General features: G+C 38.5%; 29 protein-coding genes. 2 read left to right on the top strand and 27 right to left on the bottom strand.

Features of this window, described 5'->3' with window-relative positions:
- Nucleotides 1-47 precede the first annotated feature (47 nt).
- Nucleotides 48-419, bottom strand: coding sequence for a hypothetical protein (locus MKX97_RS07680; RefSeq protein ID WP_342537339.1), 372 nt, complete (start codon nt 417-419; stop codon nt 48-50).
- A 255-nt stretch (nt 420-674) separates the two neighbouring features.
- Between MKX97_RS07680 and MKX97_RS07675 the strand changes: the two genes are divergently transcribed.
- The gene (locus MKX97_RS07675; RefSeq protein WP_342537338.1) at nt 675-1,478 is read left to right on the top strand and encodes a DUF4393 domain-containing protein; all 804 of its coding nucleotides are present in this window, start codon (nt 675-677) and stop codon (nt 1,476-1,478) included.
- 112 nt (nt 1,479-1,590) lie between these two features.
- Here the strand turns inward: MKX97_RS07675 and MKX97_RS07670 are convergent, their stop codons facing one another.
- The 11 genes from MKX97_RS07670 to MKX97_RS07620 form a co-directional block, all read right to left on the bottom strand.
- Nucleotides 1,591-2,031 carry a DNA-binding response regulator gene (locus MKX97_RS07670; RefSeq protein ID WP_342537337.1) on the bottom strand — a complete coding sequence of 147 codons (441 nt, stop codon included), beginning with the start codon at nt 2,029-2,031 and terminating at the stop codon, nt 1,591-1,593.
- Nucleotides 2,032-2,046: 15 nt separating this feature from the next.
- On the bottom strand, nt 2,047-2,235 hold the full coding sequence (locus MKX97_RS07665; RefSeq protein ID WP_342537336.1) for a hypothetical protein: 189 nt from the start codon (nt 2,233-2,235) through the stop codon (nt 2,047-2,049).
- A 106-nt stretch (nt 2,236-2,341) separates the two neighbouring features.
- Entirely contained in the window at nt 2,342-2,731 is a 390-nt protein-coding gene (locus MKX97_RS07660; RefSeq protein ID WP_342537335.1) for a hypothetical protein, read from the bottom strand.
- 162 nt (nt 2,732-2,893) lie between these two features.
- On the bottom strand, nt 2,894-3,541 hold the full coding sequence (locus MKX97_RS07655; RefSeq protein ID WP_342537334.1) for a hypothetical protein: 648 nt from the start codon (nt 3,539-3,541) through the stop codon (nt 2,894-2,896).
- A gap of 172 nt (nt 3,542-3,713) precedes the next feature.
- Nucleotides 3,714-4,505: a hypothetical protein gene (locus MKX97_RS07650; RefSeq protein ID WP_342537332.1), complete on the bottom strand. Its 792-nt coding sequence runs from the start codon at nt 4,503-4,505 to the stop codon at nt 3,714-3,716.
- A 142-nt stretch (nt 4,506-4,647) separates the two neighbouring features.
- Nucleotides 4,648-5,349, bottom strand: coding sequence for a hypothetical protein (locus MKX97_RS07645; RefSeq protein WP_342537331.1), 702 nt, complete (start codon nt 5,347-5,349; stop codon nt 4,648-4,650).
- A 145-nt stretch (nt 5,350-5,494) separates the two neighbouring features.
- Entirely contained in the window at nt 5,495-6,796 is a 1,302-nt protein-coding gene (locus MKX97_RS07640) for a hypothetical protein (RefSeq protein ID WP_342537330.1), read from the bottom strand.
- Nucleotides 6,793-6,984, bottom strand: coding sequence for an XtrA/YqaO family protein (locus tag MKX97_RS07635; RefSeq protein ID WP_342537329.1), 192 nt, complete (start codon nt 6,982-6,984; stop codon nt 6,793-6,795). Before MKX97_RS07635 ends, MKX97_RS07640 begins: the two co-directional genes overlap by 4 nt.
- A 63-nt stretch (nt 6,985-7,047) precedes the next feature.
- Nucleotides 7,048-7,284, bottom strand: a complete 237-nt coding sequence (locus MKX97_RS07630) for a helix-turn-helix domain containing protein (protein WP_342537327.1) — start codon at nt 7,282-7,284, stop codon at nt 7,048-7,050.
- A 2-nt stretch (nt 7,285-7,286) separates the two neighbouring features.
- Nucleotides 7,287-7,589, bottom strand: a complete 303-nt coding sequence (locus MKX97_RS07625) for a hypothetical protein (protein WP_342537326.1) — start codon at nt 7,587-7,589, stop codon at nt 7,287-7,289.
- Nucleotides 7,586-7,768, bottom strand: coding sequence for a DUF6877 family protein (locus MKX97_RS07620; RefSeq protein ID WP_342537325.1), 183 nt, complete (start codon nt 7,766-7,768; stop codon nt 7,586-7,588). Before MKX97_RS07620 ends, MKX97_RS07625 begins: the two co-directional genes overlap by 4 nt.
- Before the next feature lie 489 nt (nt 7,769-8,257).
- On the opposite strand from MKX97_RS07620, the gene MKX97_RS07615 reads away from it, so the two are divergent.
- Nucleotides 8,258-8,788 (top strand): GNAT family protein, encoded by a 531-nt coding sequence (locus tag MKX97_RS07615; protein WP_342537324.1) that lies wholly within the window; start codon nt 8,258-8,260, stop codon nt 8,786-8,788.
- Nucleotides 8,789-8,928: 140 nt separating this feature from the next.
- Here the strand turns inward: MKX97_RS07615 and MKX97_RS07610 are convergent, their stop codons facing one another.
- The 15 genes from MKX97_RS07610 to MKX97_RS07540 form a co-directional block, all read right to left on the bottom strand.
- Nucleotides 8,929-9,405: a DUF1064 domain-containing protein gene (locus tag MKX97_RS07610; RefSeq protein WP_342537323.1), complete on the bottom strand. Its 477-nt coding sequence runs from the start codon at nt 9,403-9,405 to the stop codon at nt 8,929-8,931.
- Nucleotides 9,402-9,569 carry a DUF6011 domain-containing protein gene (locus MKX97_RS07605; protein ID WP_342537322.1) on the bottom strand — a complete coding sequence of 56 codons (168 nt, stop codon included), beginning with the start codon at nt 9,567-9,569 and terminating at the stop codon, nt 9,402-9,404. The genes MKX97_RS07610 and MKX97_RS07605 overlap by 4 nt, the downstream gene beginning before the upstream one ends.
- A gap of 136 nt (nt 9,570-9,705) precedes the next feature.
- Complete coding sequence (locus MKX97_RS07600) at nt 9,706-10,023, bottom strand: MazG-like family protein (protein ID WP_342537321.1); 318 nt, start codon at nt 10,021-10,023, stop codon at nt 9,706-9,708.
- Nucleotides 10,020-10,223, bottom strand: coding sequence for a hypothetical protein (locus MKX97_RS07595; protein ID WP_342537320.1), 204 nt, complete (start codon nt 10,221-10,223; stop codon nt 10,020-10,022). Before MKX97_RS07595 ends, MKX97_RS07600 begins: the two co-directional genes overlap by 4 nt.
- Complete coding sequence (locus tag MKX97_RS07590) at nt 10,201-10,455, bottom strand: hypothetical protein (protein ID WP_342537319.1); 255 nt, start codon at nt 10,453-10,455, stop codon at nt 10,201-10,203. Before MKX97_RS07590 ends, MKX97_RS07595 begins: the two co-directional genes overlap by 23 nt.
- 18 nt (nt 10,456-10,473) lie before the next feature.
- A complete protein-coding gene (gene ssb, locus MKX97_RS07585; RefSeq protein ID WP_342537317.1) occupies nt 10,474-10,977 on the bottom strand; it encodes a single-stranded DNA-binding protein in 504 nt (167 codons plus the stop codon).
- Nucleotides 10,974-11,303, bottom strand: coding sequence for a hypothetical protein (locus tag MKX97_RS07580; RefSeq protein WP_342537316.1), 330 nt, complete (start codon nt 11,301-11,303; stop codon nt 10,974-10,976). Before MKX97_RS07580 ends, ssb begins: the two co-directional genes overlap by 4 nt.
- A complete protein-coding gene (locus MKX97_RS07575; RefSeq protein ID WP_342537315.1) occupies nt 11,300-11,467 on the bottom strand; it encodes a hypothetical protein in 168 nt (55 codons plus the stop codon). Before MKX97_RS07575 ends, MKX97_RS07580 begins: the two co-directional genes overlap by 4 nt.
- Nucleotides 11,464-11,895 carry a YopX family protein gene (locus tag MKX97_RS07570; RefSeq protein ID WP_342537314.1) on the bottom strand — a complete coding sequence of 144 codons (432 nt, stop codon included), beginning with the start codon at nt 11,893-11,895 and terminating at the stop codon, nt 11,464-11,466. Before MKX97_RS07570 ends, MKX97_RS07575 begins: the two co-directional genes overlap by 4 nt.
- Nucleotides 11,892-12,038 carry a pilus assembly protein PilO gene (locus MKX97_RS07565; protein ID WP_342537313.1) on the bottom strand — a complete coding sequence of 49 codons (147 nt, stop codon included), beginning with the start codon at nt 12,036-12,038 and terminating at the stop codon, nt 11,892-11,894. The genes MKX97_RS07570 and MKX97_RS07565 overlap by 4 nt, the downstream gene beginning before the upstream one ends.
- Nucleotides 12,028-12,210, bottom strand: a complete 183-nt coding sequence (locus MKX97_RS07560) for a hypothetical protein (RefSeq protein WP_342537312.1) — start codon at nt 12,208-12,210, stop codon at nt 12,028-12,030. The genes MKX97_RS07565 and MKX97_RS07560 overlap by 11 nt, the downstream gene beginning before the upstream one ends.
- A complete protein-coding gene (locus tag MKX97_RS07555) occupies nt 12,207-12,518 on the bottom strand; it encodes a hypothetical protein (protein WP_342537311.1) in 312 nt (103 codons plus the stop codon). Before MKX97_RS07555 ends, MKX97_RS07560 begins: the two co-directional genes overlap by 4 nt.
- A complete protein-coding gene (locus MKX97_RS07550; protein ID WP_342537310.1) occupies nt 12,490-12,774 on the bottom strand; it encodes a hypothetical protein in 285 nt (94 codons plus the stop codon). The genes MKX97_RS07555 and MKX97_RS07550 overlap by 29 nt, the downstream gene beginning before the upstream one ends.
- On the bottom strand, nt 12,771-13,586 hold the full coding sequence (locus MKX97_RS07545) for an ATP-binding protein (protein WP_342537309.1): 816 nt from the start codon (nt 13,584-13,586) through the stop codon (nt 12,771-12,773). The genes MKX97_RS07550 and MKX97_RS07545 overlap by 4 nt, the downstream gene beginning before the upstream one ends.
- Nucleotides 13,480-14,331, bottom strand: coding sequence for a phage replisome organizer N-terminal domain-containing protein (locus tag MKX97_RS07540; protein ID WP_342537308.1), 852 nt, complete (start codon nt 14,329-14,331; stop codon nt 13,480-13,482). The genes MKX97_RS07545 and MKX97_RS07540 overlap by 107 nt, the downstream gene beginning before the upstream one ends.
- Nucleotides 14,332-14,348: the final 17 nt, after the last annotated feature.

Genomic DNA, 14,348 nt, shown 5'->3' with positions numbered 1-14,348 from the left:
ACCGACATATTTTATTTTGGGAATAGAAAAAGCACCACTAGGGGTGCCTAATCAAAAGATTCTTCATATTTACTTGGTATGTTATAACTCATATAATCTTTTACGTCATAAAGAAAACTATATAAATTTTTATAAGACAACGGACCAGTTATCGATGCAATTGACTCGTGTACTGCCGGGCTGTAATTACTCTGAAATAGATCGTGATCAGCATAAGCTTTTCTAATTCTTAATAAGTCATTATTTTTATATTCACGCTGAAGTTGTTGGCGTATTTCTTTCGCAACGGACATAGCGCCCTTTTTATCCGTTTCAAATAAACGCATTCCCTTTTGTGCTTCTTCGATATAATAACGCATTCTAACTACTGCTTCTTCATTAGCTACTTTGTGAATGCCATCAAACAAGATATCGTTCATAATATCACTCCTCAATGACAATATTCGTCAAAGAAGGTGATATTCCTCTATTTGCTTCGTTCTGATCGCAACTTCAATTCATCGAATAAATGAATCAAATTATTTACCTTTATTCCCATTAAATATGACTGGAACTACCTTCCAACAAAAGAAAATCCAAAATATAAACCAGGAAGTTATGATGGGTTGATTGAATATATTTTCCACTCTTTCCACTCCTTCATAGTATACTTAATTTGAGAGGAGGTGCTAACAATGACAGAATCGAATGATAATAATGTTGAAAAAGCTGTTGTAGGTTTAGTGACAGAATCGGCCAGACCTTTATCGTTATCGATAGGCCAATCATTAACTGATATATATTTCGGTCTGGTTGGTAGTAGAACACAAACCTATGCCAGCAATCGCATGGCAGCTGAAATGATGAAGCGAGATCAATTCGTTAAAGATTTAGTTACTAAATCCGAAAATATTGATGATAAAGATTTAAAAGAACCTGAAATGCACATCATCGGTCCGGCCATTGAAGCGACTAAATTCTACATGGACAATGATGCCTTAAAACAGATGTTTGAAGAATTAATTTTATCATCTATGCAAATTTCAAAAGCTAAACATGTTCATCCTTCTTTCGTCGAGATTATCAAACAGTTATCACCACTAGACGCTGCAAACTTATCTTTCTTTAAAAAGTCACATGCATTGCCTATAGCAAACTACAGATTGTCCACTTCTAAGAATGACGGAAGTGTAGATTTGCAAACTAACGTTTTCTTATCTAACCCCTCGCAGAGTGATATCGATCTCCAAGCTAGTTCGATAACGAATCTTAACAGGGTTGGACTTATTTCGTTGAATTACACTTCAAGCATTCTAGATCAGAACGTATATAATGACTTCAATAAAACAGAACTTTTCTTGCATTACGAGAAATTGCTATCCTTAGATGAAGAAGCTAAGCCCGAAATATTGAAACGTTTTGTAAGAATAACATGTACGCATGGGATAGCAAAACTAACTCCATTCGGGGAAGACTTTGTAAAAATTGTTCTAAAATAAATCTAGAACCAATTAAGTATTGAATTTACGTGCAAAACGGGGAATGGATACATGTGCATATCACGCACTACCCAACTCCCCGACCTGCCTTCCAGTTTACTCTCTTTATTCTTTAAGAACAATTTCTCGACGTATTCGGCGAATTCGGCATTTTCGACATTTCAGACATTTGCCATACAATAGAATCTTTCAGGCGTCTGATATGCCGCTCTGATAAACTCATATGCCTTGCAATCCATGAGTACCCTTTGCCTTCGAGTAACCAATGCAGAACTTCCGATTCTCGAATGTCTGTAATAACGTGGATTCTTTCTTGAATCATTTTCACTTTAGTTTCATAACCAGCTATTTTTTCGTGGTGCTTACTACGTCTAATCACCTCTCGATAGACTGGATCGCTTGCTCCGCCTTTTCCTTTTGGCATGATAGATTCTATGCCATACTGGGCTGTCAAACCGTCTCCTGCGTCCTTTAAATATTCTCGCATTACTTTTACTGAGTTAATCATCCAGTGATAATCCTTTAAAATCTGCTCAATCTGTTTCTCCGTCATGCCACTTCCCCTTTTTTATCGTCTCCGAATCGCTCCGCCTGGACCGCGTCTGTACGTATCGCGATTTGTCCCCATCAAATCAGCTAGTTCACGATCGCTGAATTGTTCGCTTTTCTTGCGTTCCGTACCGCTTGAGACGTTTTTCATGTCACTTTTAACGGATTCAGTATCACTTACATCCGATTTAGTACCACTTCGAATCATTTAGATCACTCCTTTTCTGAAATAAAAAAAGAGGACAACAAATGACACAGCGCAATGCTGTAATCATCGTTGTCCTCTGGTTGGCCAGGGGGACTGGTTATTCGTTTTAAATCGTATTGCTATGTTCTTCTTTTTTTTCAATCAACAAATCCATTAATTCTATACAATATGTATTTTTCTCCACAGATTTTCGAAAAATTCGATCTATAATTAAATACGTAACAAATGCAATAACTAAAAGAATTGCCAAGTATAAAGCCATATAATTTTTTTCAATACCAGCTCTTAGAATAATATTTATATTAATCGTTAAGAATAATCCTAAGAATAACAAACCAACTTGAATTGCTTTCGAGCTTTCACTTTTCGAAACTATTTTTGCTCGTAATAACTGAATTTCAAAAATCGATTTTCCCGAAACCCTTTTACTTTTGAAATACTTAGATCCCCTTAACATTCCATCTATTTCCTTCTCCAACAATTTCAAGTCATTCAATATACTTCCCCCTCCGACATTATCACAAAAAACTAATTATCTAGATTTATTATATCACTCTATAATTTTCCATTAAAGTTTTTCACTACAAAAAAAGACAACAAATGAAGCAGCGTAAAGCTGCCATCAAATGTTGTCCTCTGGTTAGCCAGGGCGGACTACTTAATCCATCTTTAAAATTCTTCTTGCTTCTTCGATTTTCTTATCTAATTTATATTTTGAATTTGTGAGCAATATTGTATTAGCTTTCAAACCAGTAATCACTGATTTCTCATCTGCATTGTCTAAAATAAGTTCTATGTCATCACCAATTATAATTTGTATTTCTGCAAGCGTTAACTTTATAATCTCGAAGTCTAAACTAATCTCAGGGAAAATGATATCTTCAATCGAATGTATTTGAGTCAATATCTCACTAATGTTTTCAACGATATTTCGATTCCCAAACTTATCAAGTTTGTCCACCATTTGTTGAATTTTTTCATCTGTCAAATCTTCTAGCAGTCTATCCAGTTTAACAATTAAAGGATAAATATATTTGAAGTACTTTTTATAGTCGTCTTCGACACGTAATTTCTTGTTATTATAGAACTGAATGAGCAAAACTGTTAAAGCTATTGAACCTGACAATAAGGCTCCCAAGAATGAACCTAAGAATGAAGAATCAACAACAATATCTAGAATTTTAGTCCGAAAAGCAGATTTAATACCTAAGTCAGTAATAAGAAGTACAGAAATGCTTGAGAAAGTTATTAATAACAAGCTGGCAATTATAATGTTTTTCACTAAATGCGAAATATCATCCCTCAAAACTCTTCCCCTTCTTCCCTCCGCATCCGCCGAACTTTCCTCTGGTGCGTCACAATCTTAAATTTCTCATGTTTCATTAGGATCAACAAATGACGCAACACAACGCCGTAATCAAATATTGTCCTCCAGTTGGTTGGTAGGATAAAATGTGTCAATTATAAATATTAAGATATTAATTAATCTTTTTAATATCAAAGCCAATTTTCGCTTTAAAGTTTCCTGAACCCATGATAGTTGATAATTTGGCTATGCTCATTTGAAATTCATGACTGTACTTATTATTTATGATGTCTTCAAACTCAATTTTTATTATTAATTTTGGTAGTAGATCGAAAGGAATAAAGTTCAAATTCGAGTTAACGATATATAAATTGTATAAAACCACAAATGTATTTGGTATTTTAATTTTTTTTCTATCCCCATCTGCTCCAATAAAAACCAAATCTTGATTTATAAAATTTTGCAGGTCGTATCTTCCTGAAAAATTTGGTGAAAGATTACCATTATTACGGATGAACTGTTGAATAAGCAAAACCTCTAAATCAACATTTTCCGGTGCTTTATCCAACAATAGTTGAAGTTCTTCCTTACTATTGTCTGTTAATTTTGTGAGAAATTCATTGGTATACTTAATTGACGTCTGAACTGAAATATTCTTTGCAGTTCCTTTACTAATATTTACTATTTCCAATTCGGGTAATAAAAAAGTAGTGTCTAAGGCTAAACTATATTCACCTGTATCCCAATTCAGATTGAAATAATCCTTCTGCAAATCAAACTCCAAATTATGTTCTTTGTTATCAACAACTAAAAATGGCATGATAGCCCTCTTATTATTTTTGCCTTGCTCTTCTAAACTATTTTTAGCCGCATTTGCACTAACTAAAGCAGCTATAGCAGCTGCAGATGAAGCACACATAGCAAATATAGAAACTACGAATTGAGAAATCTCTATTGAATTCAAAACTCCTCGCCCTCCTCTCTTCGTATACGTCTCACTTTCCCCTGGTTAGTTATAATTCGTTATTCCCCAATTCCATAATGGACAACAAATGACACAACGTAACGCTGCAATCAGGTGTTGTCCTCTGGTTGGCCAGGGCGGACTATTTGTACTCTCTTAACATTTTCTCAAAATGCTCAAACTCATTAAGATATCTTTGCAAGGAAGAAATTAATTCTTGTATTATCCATAAGTCAGGAAATGATTCAATTGAATCAATATCGTTTACTTTCTCAAAGCCCGCTTCTATTTTTGTAAGTAGAAATTTATTTTCACTAATCATTTTAATGAAGTCGAAATCATTGATATGATCGTAAGAGGAACGCTCCAATCTGCTCTTAGTTTCGCGTAGCAACGAAAGCAATTGTTCATTCTTTTGAGTAAGCAAATTTAACACTGGACTAAATCTCTCAATTTCATAATTTAATTTTTGTTTATCTGGATATTGTTCATGATGGCTTTTCATCAAATCGAAAAACTCAAAATTAAAAGCTCTGAAAACTTCCATTAAACTCCATGAGTCTTTTAAGTAATCATTTAAATAGATAGCTTTCTTTACAATTTGCTCGGCTTGTCTTTTATCCTCTTCATGCTTAATATTTTTCTTGAATAAAGCAACTGATAGCTGTCCTGCTATCAACGCCCCTAATCCTGCTCCTCCAAATGTTGATAAACTTAGAACGACAGTCTTAAAATCCAAAATTTTCTTAACCTCTACATTGCTTTCAAGTAGTATAATTAATGATAATGAAATGACTATTAAAACTAGTGCTCCTATAATAACCTCTTTGACATACGTTCTCAAAACTCTTCCCCCACTCCCCTCCGTATACGTCAAACTTCTCCTTGATGCGTCACAATCTTATGTTCCCCATTATCCATAAGGAACAACAACTGAGGCAGCGCAATGCTGCACTCAAATGTTGTCATGTGGTTGGCCAGAAGGTGTACTATCTATTTAACGATTCTAAGAATTCTCCCTCTTTATCTTCGTCGGCTAATAATAGCAATAATTCCTTGTTTTCAAAGTTACTTGAAATTCTTTCTAATAATATCTCGCCTAGCGTTCTCAGCCTTCGAAGTTTACTAGGAGTTCTTATCAAGCGTTGAATACTCCTATCGGATTTAATATAATGTACAAAGTGCTCAGATGCAGTATCATCAAACTTTTTAAACATATCAGGAATAATAAGCGCCGCCCCATCTGCATAAAAATCCGTACGGGCATGGTAATAAGAGCTTCCAATAAATCCAATAAAGCTTTTAGTGATTACTTTTACATATGTTTCTAATATCTCCTGAGGTATGAAGCTCGAATACTGCAATAGTTTTCGAGCACATTCATTCTCTTTAGAAAATGTACCTAAGTTCTCCACATACTCATCTAAAACCGGTTTAATGATATACTCTTTTGAGAACCTCGATAGATATTCATTTCCATTTACAATTTCTACAAAGTCAAAGGCTGCATCAATTTTTTGTTTTTGACCCGCTGTAATTATTTGATCTAAGCCTCTTACAATCTGTAATTTGTCTTCCTTTGCCAATACTTTCCATAAGAGTGGAGCACAGAACTCTATATTAGACTTCAATATGGTTGAAGCGTTTGGTAGTAGGTATGAACTGAATATCCTATTAGATAATTCAACCTTATACCGCTTGGGAAGGTCAAAAAGAGCATTTTCAATTGCTATTTCATTTCTATCGTACGATTCGGTATTCATTATTTCTAAATAGTCATCGATATCTATGATCTTCGATGGATATTCATCGTTAAGGACATACTTAATGCAATCTTCCATTACAGATAAAACTTTAATCATTGAAGGTTCGGAGCTCCCCGGATGACCACTAAAGAAGTGCCTTGTTTCTTTTGCATGCTTAAGAATTTTGCTTGCTTCGTAACCAATAACACCTATCTTATATGCTCCCTCGATAAGTTCATCATCATTAACATAGTTTTGAAAATCTTCGTAGCTTTTAATCTCTCTTCTCAACGTCATTTCTTTGTTAAACATCTCTAAACTTCTAAACATTATTTTATTCCTTAAATCGTCCACAACTGCATTCCAAAACGAACCAATAGAACTTCGATAACCGCCAACAGCTAATACTCTTACAGCTTCATTAATATAAGTATTATCCCTCATGTCACTCCTTACGTTTTCAATAGCCCTTGTAAAGAGTAACTCGACTTCGTTCGTATTTATCGCTACAACCTTTGCCTCGTTCATATGCCTAATTTCATTCAAAATTCTTCTCCCTCTTCCCTCCGCATCCGTCTCACTTTCCCTTGATGCGTCACAATCTTGTATTCACCGTATTCAGGTAATTCCCTCACTTTGGCCTTCCCCTCCGAAATTACCACAACACAGTTAATCGGTAGTCCTATTGTATCAATACTTAGCAATCCTTGGTAGTCTATTTCTAAATCTTTCATGTGAAGGTCCCTCCATGCTATAATGTAATTGTCTGGATCAGGAGGGACACTCCTGGTCTTTTTTTATTTACCAAATATCCCACGTTTCCGCGGCCGAATATTACTTTCTTCCGCCTGATCCATGACTAGAAGCGCAATGCTAGTTGAATTACTTCCCAGTTCTTCCGCTATCTCCTCAATTGAAGATCCCTCTCGCCATAACTCCCGAAACCTGATAATCTGACTGCCATCCCAATACCATTGGATATCTGCATTTTCGAGAAGAATATGAGTGTCTTCGTGTTTCAAAGCGTTAACCATTTCTATTCTCCTTTCAGGGCTTGCTCTATAGCTTCAAGGACATTATCCGAAGTCTCGACAAAAGTGGTCTGAAATTTTATTTCTTCCAACGCTTCCCGCAGACATGCGTTTTCGCGTTTGTACTTTGAAGCCGCTTGAAAGTTCCCTCGTGATTCTTCAGATAGAGAAATGTTTAATTCCTCTAATTCCTGCGCTCGTTCGGCTTGTTGGATGAACCAGTCAAAGTCTTTATTTAACAACGGATAACCGCTTTTCCGGTCTGCAATAATTTTCCTTACACGCTCTTCATTCGTTTCAGTCGTCAATTACCTCTCCCCAATCTCACTATATTTTCCGCATACCGCAACTGTTGCCAAACATACGGATCATCATGGTTACCTCCGCTGGCACGCCAATCAGCTATTCGTTGATGTATATCTTGCAGTACTTCTAACGGCAGTTGCTCTCGTATGTTGTTGATTTCATAAATCGGATTTTTGCTCATGTTCTTCTCCTGTTGTCCAAAATTTACAAGGTTTATTTACAGCCTCACTCGTTGAAACTGCAGTTACACCAAATGGTGAGTGTAGACCGCGCTTTGCGGTCTGTTTTTAATGGGCTTTATCTTCGAAATGTGCATTAACGGATTCCGTATTTTTCTTTCAATTCTCCGATTTCATTCGTAATTTTATCTAATAATCGACTTTCCTCTGCTATATCTTTTTCCGATGCAATTGGTCTTAGGATATATCGTTGCAAAGCATGTTTGATTATCTGTAACTACTAATACTTCAAGATTCATCACCCTTTCTTTATAACGCCTTATTTATCTTGTACTTATCATCTTCGTACTGAGACGTTTATTTTACATTTACATTATTATGAGTATATTTTATAATCAGGTTGTTCCTAAACATGGAAAGGACTGAACTATGCGCAGATAGATGTCAGTATTTTTAATCCACCATAAATCACTAATTGGGAGGTAAAAGTATTGATAAAAGATTTATTTACAGAACGAATACATTTAAGAAAAATTACAACCGCTGATTCAGCTAGCTTATTCAAAATATGGTCTGATCCCGATGTTGTTAGATTCATGAACATCGATTATTTTACGGATGAAGAACAAGCTAAAGAAATGATTAATCACATTAATAAGCTGGCTAATGATAATAAAGCGAATCGATTCTCCATAGTTGAGTTAAATACTAATGAAGTGATTGGTTCATGCGGATACAATTCATTAGATTTTGAGAATGCTAAAGCCGAAATTGGATACGATATAGCTAAAAAGTATTGGGGCAATGGTTTCGCAACAGAAGCTGTATCTACTTTATTGAATTACGCATTTGATTCTCTAAATCTCAATCGAGTCGAAGCCAAAGTAGAACCTGAAAACATAAGTTCTATAAAAGTCCTTGAAAAGTTAAATTTCACTTTCGAAGGGACGTTAAGACAAAGTGAAAAATCTAAAGGAAAATTTGTTGACATAAAAATTTTCTCTAAACTAAAAACAGATTGATTTTTCCGCCTCTATTTCACCTGAAGTAGAGGCTTTTTATTTAATAAGTAGTTGCACAGTATCCGTCTACCGCGCCATACCTTCTAAATATCCCAACACGTAGGCAACCAAGAAAATCAAGGCTGCCGATAAATACAACATCATTCCCTCACCCACTCTTTATGCTTTAACCTAACGACGACCAATTCTTGACCAGTCGCTTGCTCAAATAATTTTCTTCTTAACGGAAAGTCCCTAGTAACAGGCCCTCCCTTGACGTCCACGTACTCTACAAATCCATCAATATACGTAACTTTGAAATCAGCTGTATACACCGCGCCTGACTTCTGACGTTCACCCTTGCCGCGACATAACGAGCAATTGATAGGATTGCCTGTCTTTATGCTTGCCTGCCTTCCAGAGCCTGCACAACGCTTGCAAGTAACACTGTAATTCTCAATAATTTTGAATTGAGGTTGTGTCACGATGTCTTTAACTAATGGATCACGCTTTAGATGCTCGTAATAGGCGGCTTCCGTGAGTGAATCAAATGTAATGCCGTCGATTTCAACACTCTTTTTATGAAACTGGCGAGACTGCTTAGGTGCTCTTGGTCGTCTGTTCGTTCGTTGTCTCATCGCTCCACCTTCAACTGATATTCCATCTCTTCGTCCAATGTGATCTGCCGTTTGAGAAATTCTGCTTCTGCAGCATCGTGCTTTTTCTTACAGACAGGACCATATCCATCATCGATACTCTTCTGTGTTTTCAGCTTCTTTCCACATAATTTGCAAGCGTGCATCAAACCACTCCTTTCATACGCCGAATCGGTATGCCGTGTTTGTTAACTTGCGGATTAACTTCCTCGCGCCAGTGAACACGGTAACCCTCACTCCGTAGCTGTTTGATCTCCTGATTAGACAAATGCCCGAATGCCACTAACGGCTGTTTATAGTCGTCTTTGATAAGCATGGAGAGCATTGCACCCCGCCCCTTTCTTCCATGACTTGCTCTGCGATAGCGGAAGCTACAGCTGCCACATGAATTAGTTCGGTATACAAATCATCTGCGTCCGTATCTTTACTCGCTACACTGCCTTGTTGGATTGCCTGAGCGACCTCTCCAACCTCTTCGACCAAGATCGCTAGCCAGTAACCGTAATCATGCCGTTGCACGCCCCATTTTTTATTTTGTCTATATCGCTCATTTATCACATCTTGATTAACCACTTGCATTAACATCTCTTCTTTTTTCAATTCGTCATCTCCAATACTTTTCTAGCACGCTCGCCCTTATCGGTCTCGATCAGCGTCATTTTCCTAACTCCCGAATATTTGCCGCGCTGCCCTTCATATGTTTTCTCGTCTGCGTAAAATGTGAGCTCAGATCGTAACCGTGCGTTTTCCTGTTGTAAAGACCAGATCAATTCATTATCAAGTAGCTCTCTGGATTCCACGGCGCTCACCCGCCCTCCGCATGACCACGCAAAATCTACTTGTAATCACTGTCGATTTTACGCGCTGTTGCTTACCGTCCTTGTCCACATATCGCTGCTCCGTGACGCCAATATATTCCGTTTGTCGCTCAAAAAACTTGATTGGCATATAGCCCCGACTGAGCAATTCGCGCACTCTCATGTTTCGCTCTTTAACTGATCTGGAAGGAATAGTAATTGTGTGATCTTGCATTTTGGTCATCCCCTTAACTCAAAATGGTAAATCGTCATCCGTGACTTCGATAGGTCCGCTCGGATTGTTGAACGGATCGCCTTGCGCTTGTCCACCGTAGCCACCTTGGCCTGTCTGGTAGTTTGATTGAGTATTTGTCTGTCCGTAACTTTGCGTCTGTTGTGGAGCTTGCTGGGCGTTGTTCGGCTGTTCCGAACGGCTAGATTTCGGCTCCAAAAATTGAGTGCTATCTGCAACAACTTCCACTGTGAAAACTCGCTTCCCATCTTGCCCCTCAAAACTACCTGTCTGAATTCGTCCATCTACTCCGGCTAGGCTACCTTTATGCAAATAGTTCGCTACGCTCTCGGCTTGTTTACGCCATGCCACACAGTTGATGAAATCAGCTTGTTGCTCGCCGCCTTCAGTTTTAAATGGGCGATTACAAGCAAGAGTGAACCTGCAGACTGCGATTCCTGATTGAGTGTATTTAAGTTCCGGATCCTTCGTGAGTCGGCCAACTAATACGACACGGTTGATCATGATTTCACCTTTTCTAATTCGTATTGATTTCTCATCAATTTTCTCCAGCAGCCATCGCATAATTTCTTAGTGCTTGTATGTTTAGGGAAAGGAAAAATTCGACCCTTTTCTTTAATATCTCTCACACTTTTAATACACAAATCACAATTTTGGTATTCGATTTTTGAACCTAAATAACTAGGGTTAAATTCAACCTCTACTTCGAATTCTTTTTCACAAATTTCACATTCAGTATCAAATCTATTGTCGCTTGGTAAATCAGTTAAGCCATCCGACATATCGTTTTCATGCTCACAATACGGACATTCGACTGTATTCCAATTCACACCCTCACCGCCTGTTCCACTGCCAACATGTTCCGCAACGTGTAGTAATTCATATTTTCCAAAGGCTCACTTTTCACAGTTTCATAGATTCCGAGACGGTTTAATTCATCGATCAGGAATTGCTTCTCGGTTTCTTTGCTCATTTCGACTCTTGCTCCGATCATGGCTGCACCTCCAGGAGTTCGGGGCGCTCGTGTATGTTGCCAATGATTTCAAATTTGGTGCAACCACACCCTGTATAAAAACAACTAGTAGCATCGATCTCAGCGAACAACTCTCGTTCTCCGATATAAAATCCTGCGTAATCTTCTCGCCACTTAACTTCTTGGATGTCCTCAACGTCTTCTGGTGGATCACTGGTACCAAATAACCTTATCGTTACGACACGTTTTAAAATGTCCCCCTCATAAATCTCCACACCGTTCTTGTCTTTCAGGCCAGTGAATTGGCAAAACGTATTCGGCTTGACGTTTTTTCTTTCGCCATGACAATCAACAATCTGGAATACATCTGCCCAACCATAAATTAAAGGGAATCCGTAAATCCAATCTTTATTATTTGTGCTTAGTGCGCGGAACTTAATCTCCCTCATGCCGTCATCCCCTCCCGCGCAGCAATAGCCGCCTCTGCAATTTGCAACCGTATTTCCAACTCGTCCATCTCCCGCTTGATCTGCTGCTTGTCCACTTTGTCAGGACGTTGCACCATGTAGATGCCGCCGTTGTTAGTCCACATTGGATTCACCTCGCTTGATTTCAGTCAGTGCATGAAATGTGTTCCTTCCAACTTCGTGCAACATACCTATTGCCTCGTGCGGCGTATACCCTTCCTCTTCTACAAGGCGAGCGAGTCCAGTGATCATCAACTGTAATCCGTAGCTGTTATCTACTTTTTCCATAAAACTCATTCGTCTGCACCTCCTGCAATCTCAAATTTTATAGTCACACCAGCTATCTCAAATTGCCGCTTGCCTTGGATGATCACATAGTCAATATCCTGCCCCGGCTTGATCGTGCCGTCCGGATGTAAATGTTTGAGCGGGATCCAGCAGTTTTGATTTGTGCCATTGATTGTGAAGCGTCTGGCTTTCGCTTGCCCATACCCTCGGTCGATCTGCTTTAGCGGAATACCCTTGTAATATTGTGTTTCAAAATTGCGCTGCAAGCCGTTTAGATTACGGCTGTCGTTATGGTGTTTGTATGGTTTGGTCGTCATTTTGCTTCCTCCTGTCATAACTCTTAGCTCCGCCTTCCACGGCTTCTGTAGCGCATTCTGTGCAAATCAAGTGATTCTTTTTTCCTTTCACGAATGCCAAATGCGCCATGTCTTTTTCCGTGAAATCTCGATAGCATAATTCGCATTTCTTTTTATCTTGTCGCACACGGTAAAAATCACCAAAGTTCATGAAGTTAAGACAAACTGAAGTCACTTCCCAACGCTTCGTAAACGTTTTTTCGAATGTGTAGCTCATTCCGGCGCACCTTCCAATCTGTGGTTTAATACCTTTCTGTCACCTTTGATGACAACTGTGTAGTCTTGGCACATCTCGTAAATTCGAGTGCCCAGCGCCTCATCGATATTAGCCAACTCATTCACCGTCAGTTCTGAGGAAATCATTATCGGTTTATGGTTCAAGTAACGATGATTGATGACTGCGTATAGTTGCTCGACTTGCCAATCTGTCGCCCGCGCCTTGCGCTCTTTTCCGGTTGGCTTGAACAAATCATCGATGAATAGGACATCGACCTTCTTCATACGGTTGAGCTTTTCTTCCAGCATGTCAAAGTCGTCTTTAAGGTCATTGAATCCCTCTACGTATGGGAAATAGAGAACCGGTATATGTTTTTTCATGATTAAGCTATTGGAAATTGCCGTAAGGAGATGCGTCTTGCCTGCTCCTGGTTGACCTAGCAATGCAACGCTATTACGTCGCTCTTCTCGGATCTTGTCAAAGTCCAAATAATATTCCATCGCACAATCGTAAGCGTCCTTGATTACTTCAGGTTTGTCTTCTATCACGAAGTTCTTAAAAGCCAGTTGCTTAAATGCATCTGTAATCTCGCTTGAACGCATCATTCGTACGGCCTTTCGCCACTCGACACATTTACATACAACCCATTCTTCACCATGCTCTTTTTGCTCAATATAGCCGGTCTTGTCTTTACATTTAGGGCAGTCATATCGATTGGCGTCTTCTAATCCGACCGACTCGATCTCTGATAATTGACTCATCTTCAGTGCCCTTTCCTGTAGCTGGGCCATTACGTCGCTGATCTTTTCCATGCATGCCCCTCCCTTCGTTTAAGTAAGATTCGAACTTAGTTCCAAAAAGCGTAAGTGGACGGAGGAAAGCGTTCATTTTCTCGTCTGTCAACCATTGGTTTGACTTGATGTCTATCACCAACTTGAAATCATCAAGCGTGAAGCCTTCCTTCCAGCGTGCTTTGATCATGTCTTTTGTTTTTTGGGTGCTCGCTTTAAAATCACGATTACATTTCTCATTCAGGTAATCGACAATGTCCCGGTACGGGACTATATCTTTAATATCTTTATCTAGTTCTAGTTCTAGTTCTAAATCTAATTCTTTGTCTGTTACATTCGCGTTACACGGTAACGTTACATCCGCGTTACTACTTTCAATCTTCTTTTTCTCACGATGTTTGGCTACTCTTTTGCGATTCTGTTCACGGATTTTATCCAGCCCTTGGACACTCTGATGTTTGTCCCAGTTTGATATATTTATAAAACTTTCATCATCAATTTCTATCATGTCGAATTGCTTGAAAACCTCTAAAGCCATCCGAACAGTTCCCAGTGGGCGGTTGAAAATAGTTGCCAACATTTCATCTGTGTATGGGATATTTTCGCTTAGATAGATATAGCCGTTCGCGTTTGTCTTGCCAGCTTGAGAAAGCAGTTTAACCCAGATAATGAGAATGGTGTCCGCGTCGGGCATTTGTTCAATCAATTTTATCTTTTCATCCTCAAACATCTGCGTGCTCAGCTTTATCCATTTCACATTACTCATGGTGAATCACTACTCCT

Origin of the sequence: Sporosarcina sp. FSL K6-3508 (assembly GCF_038615825.1) — a bacterium.
GTDB classification, from domain to species: Bacteria; Bacillota; Bacilli; order Bacillales_A; family Planococcaceae; genus Sporosarcina; species Sporosarcina newyorkensis.
This window is presented reverse-complemented; position numbering and strand designations above follow the sequence as displayed.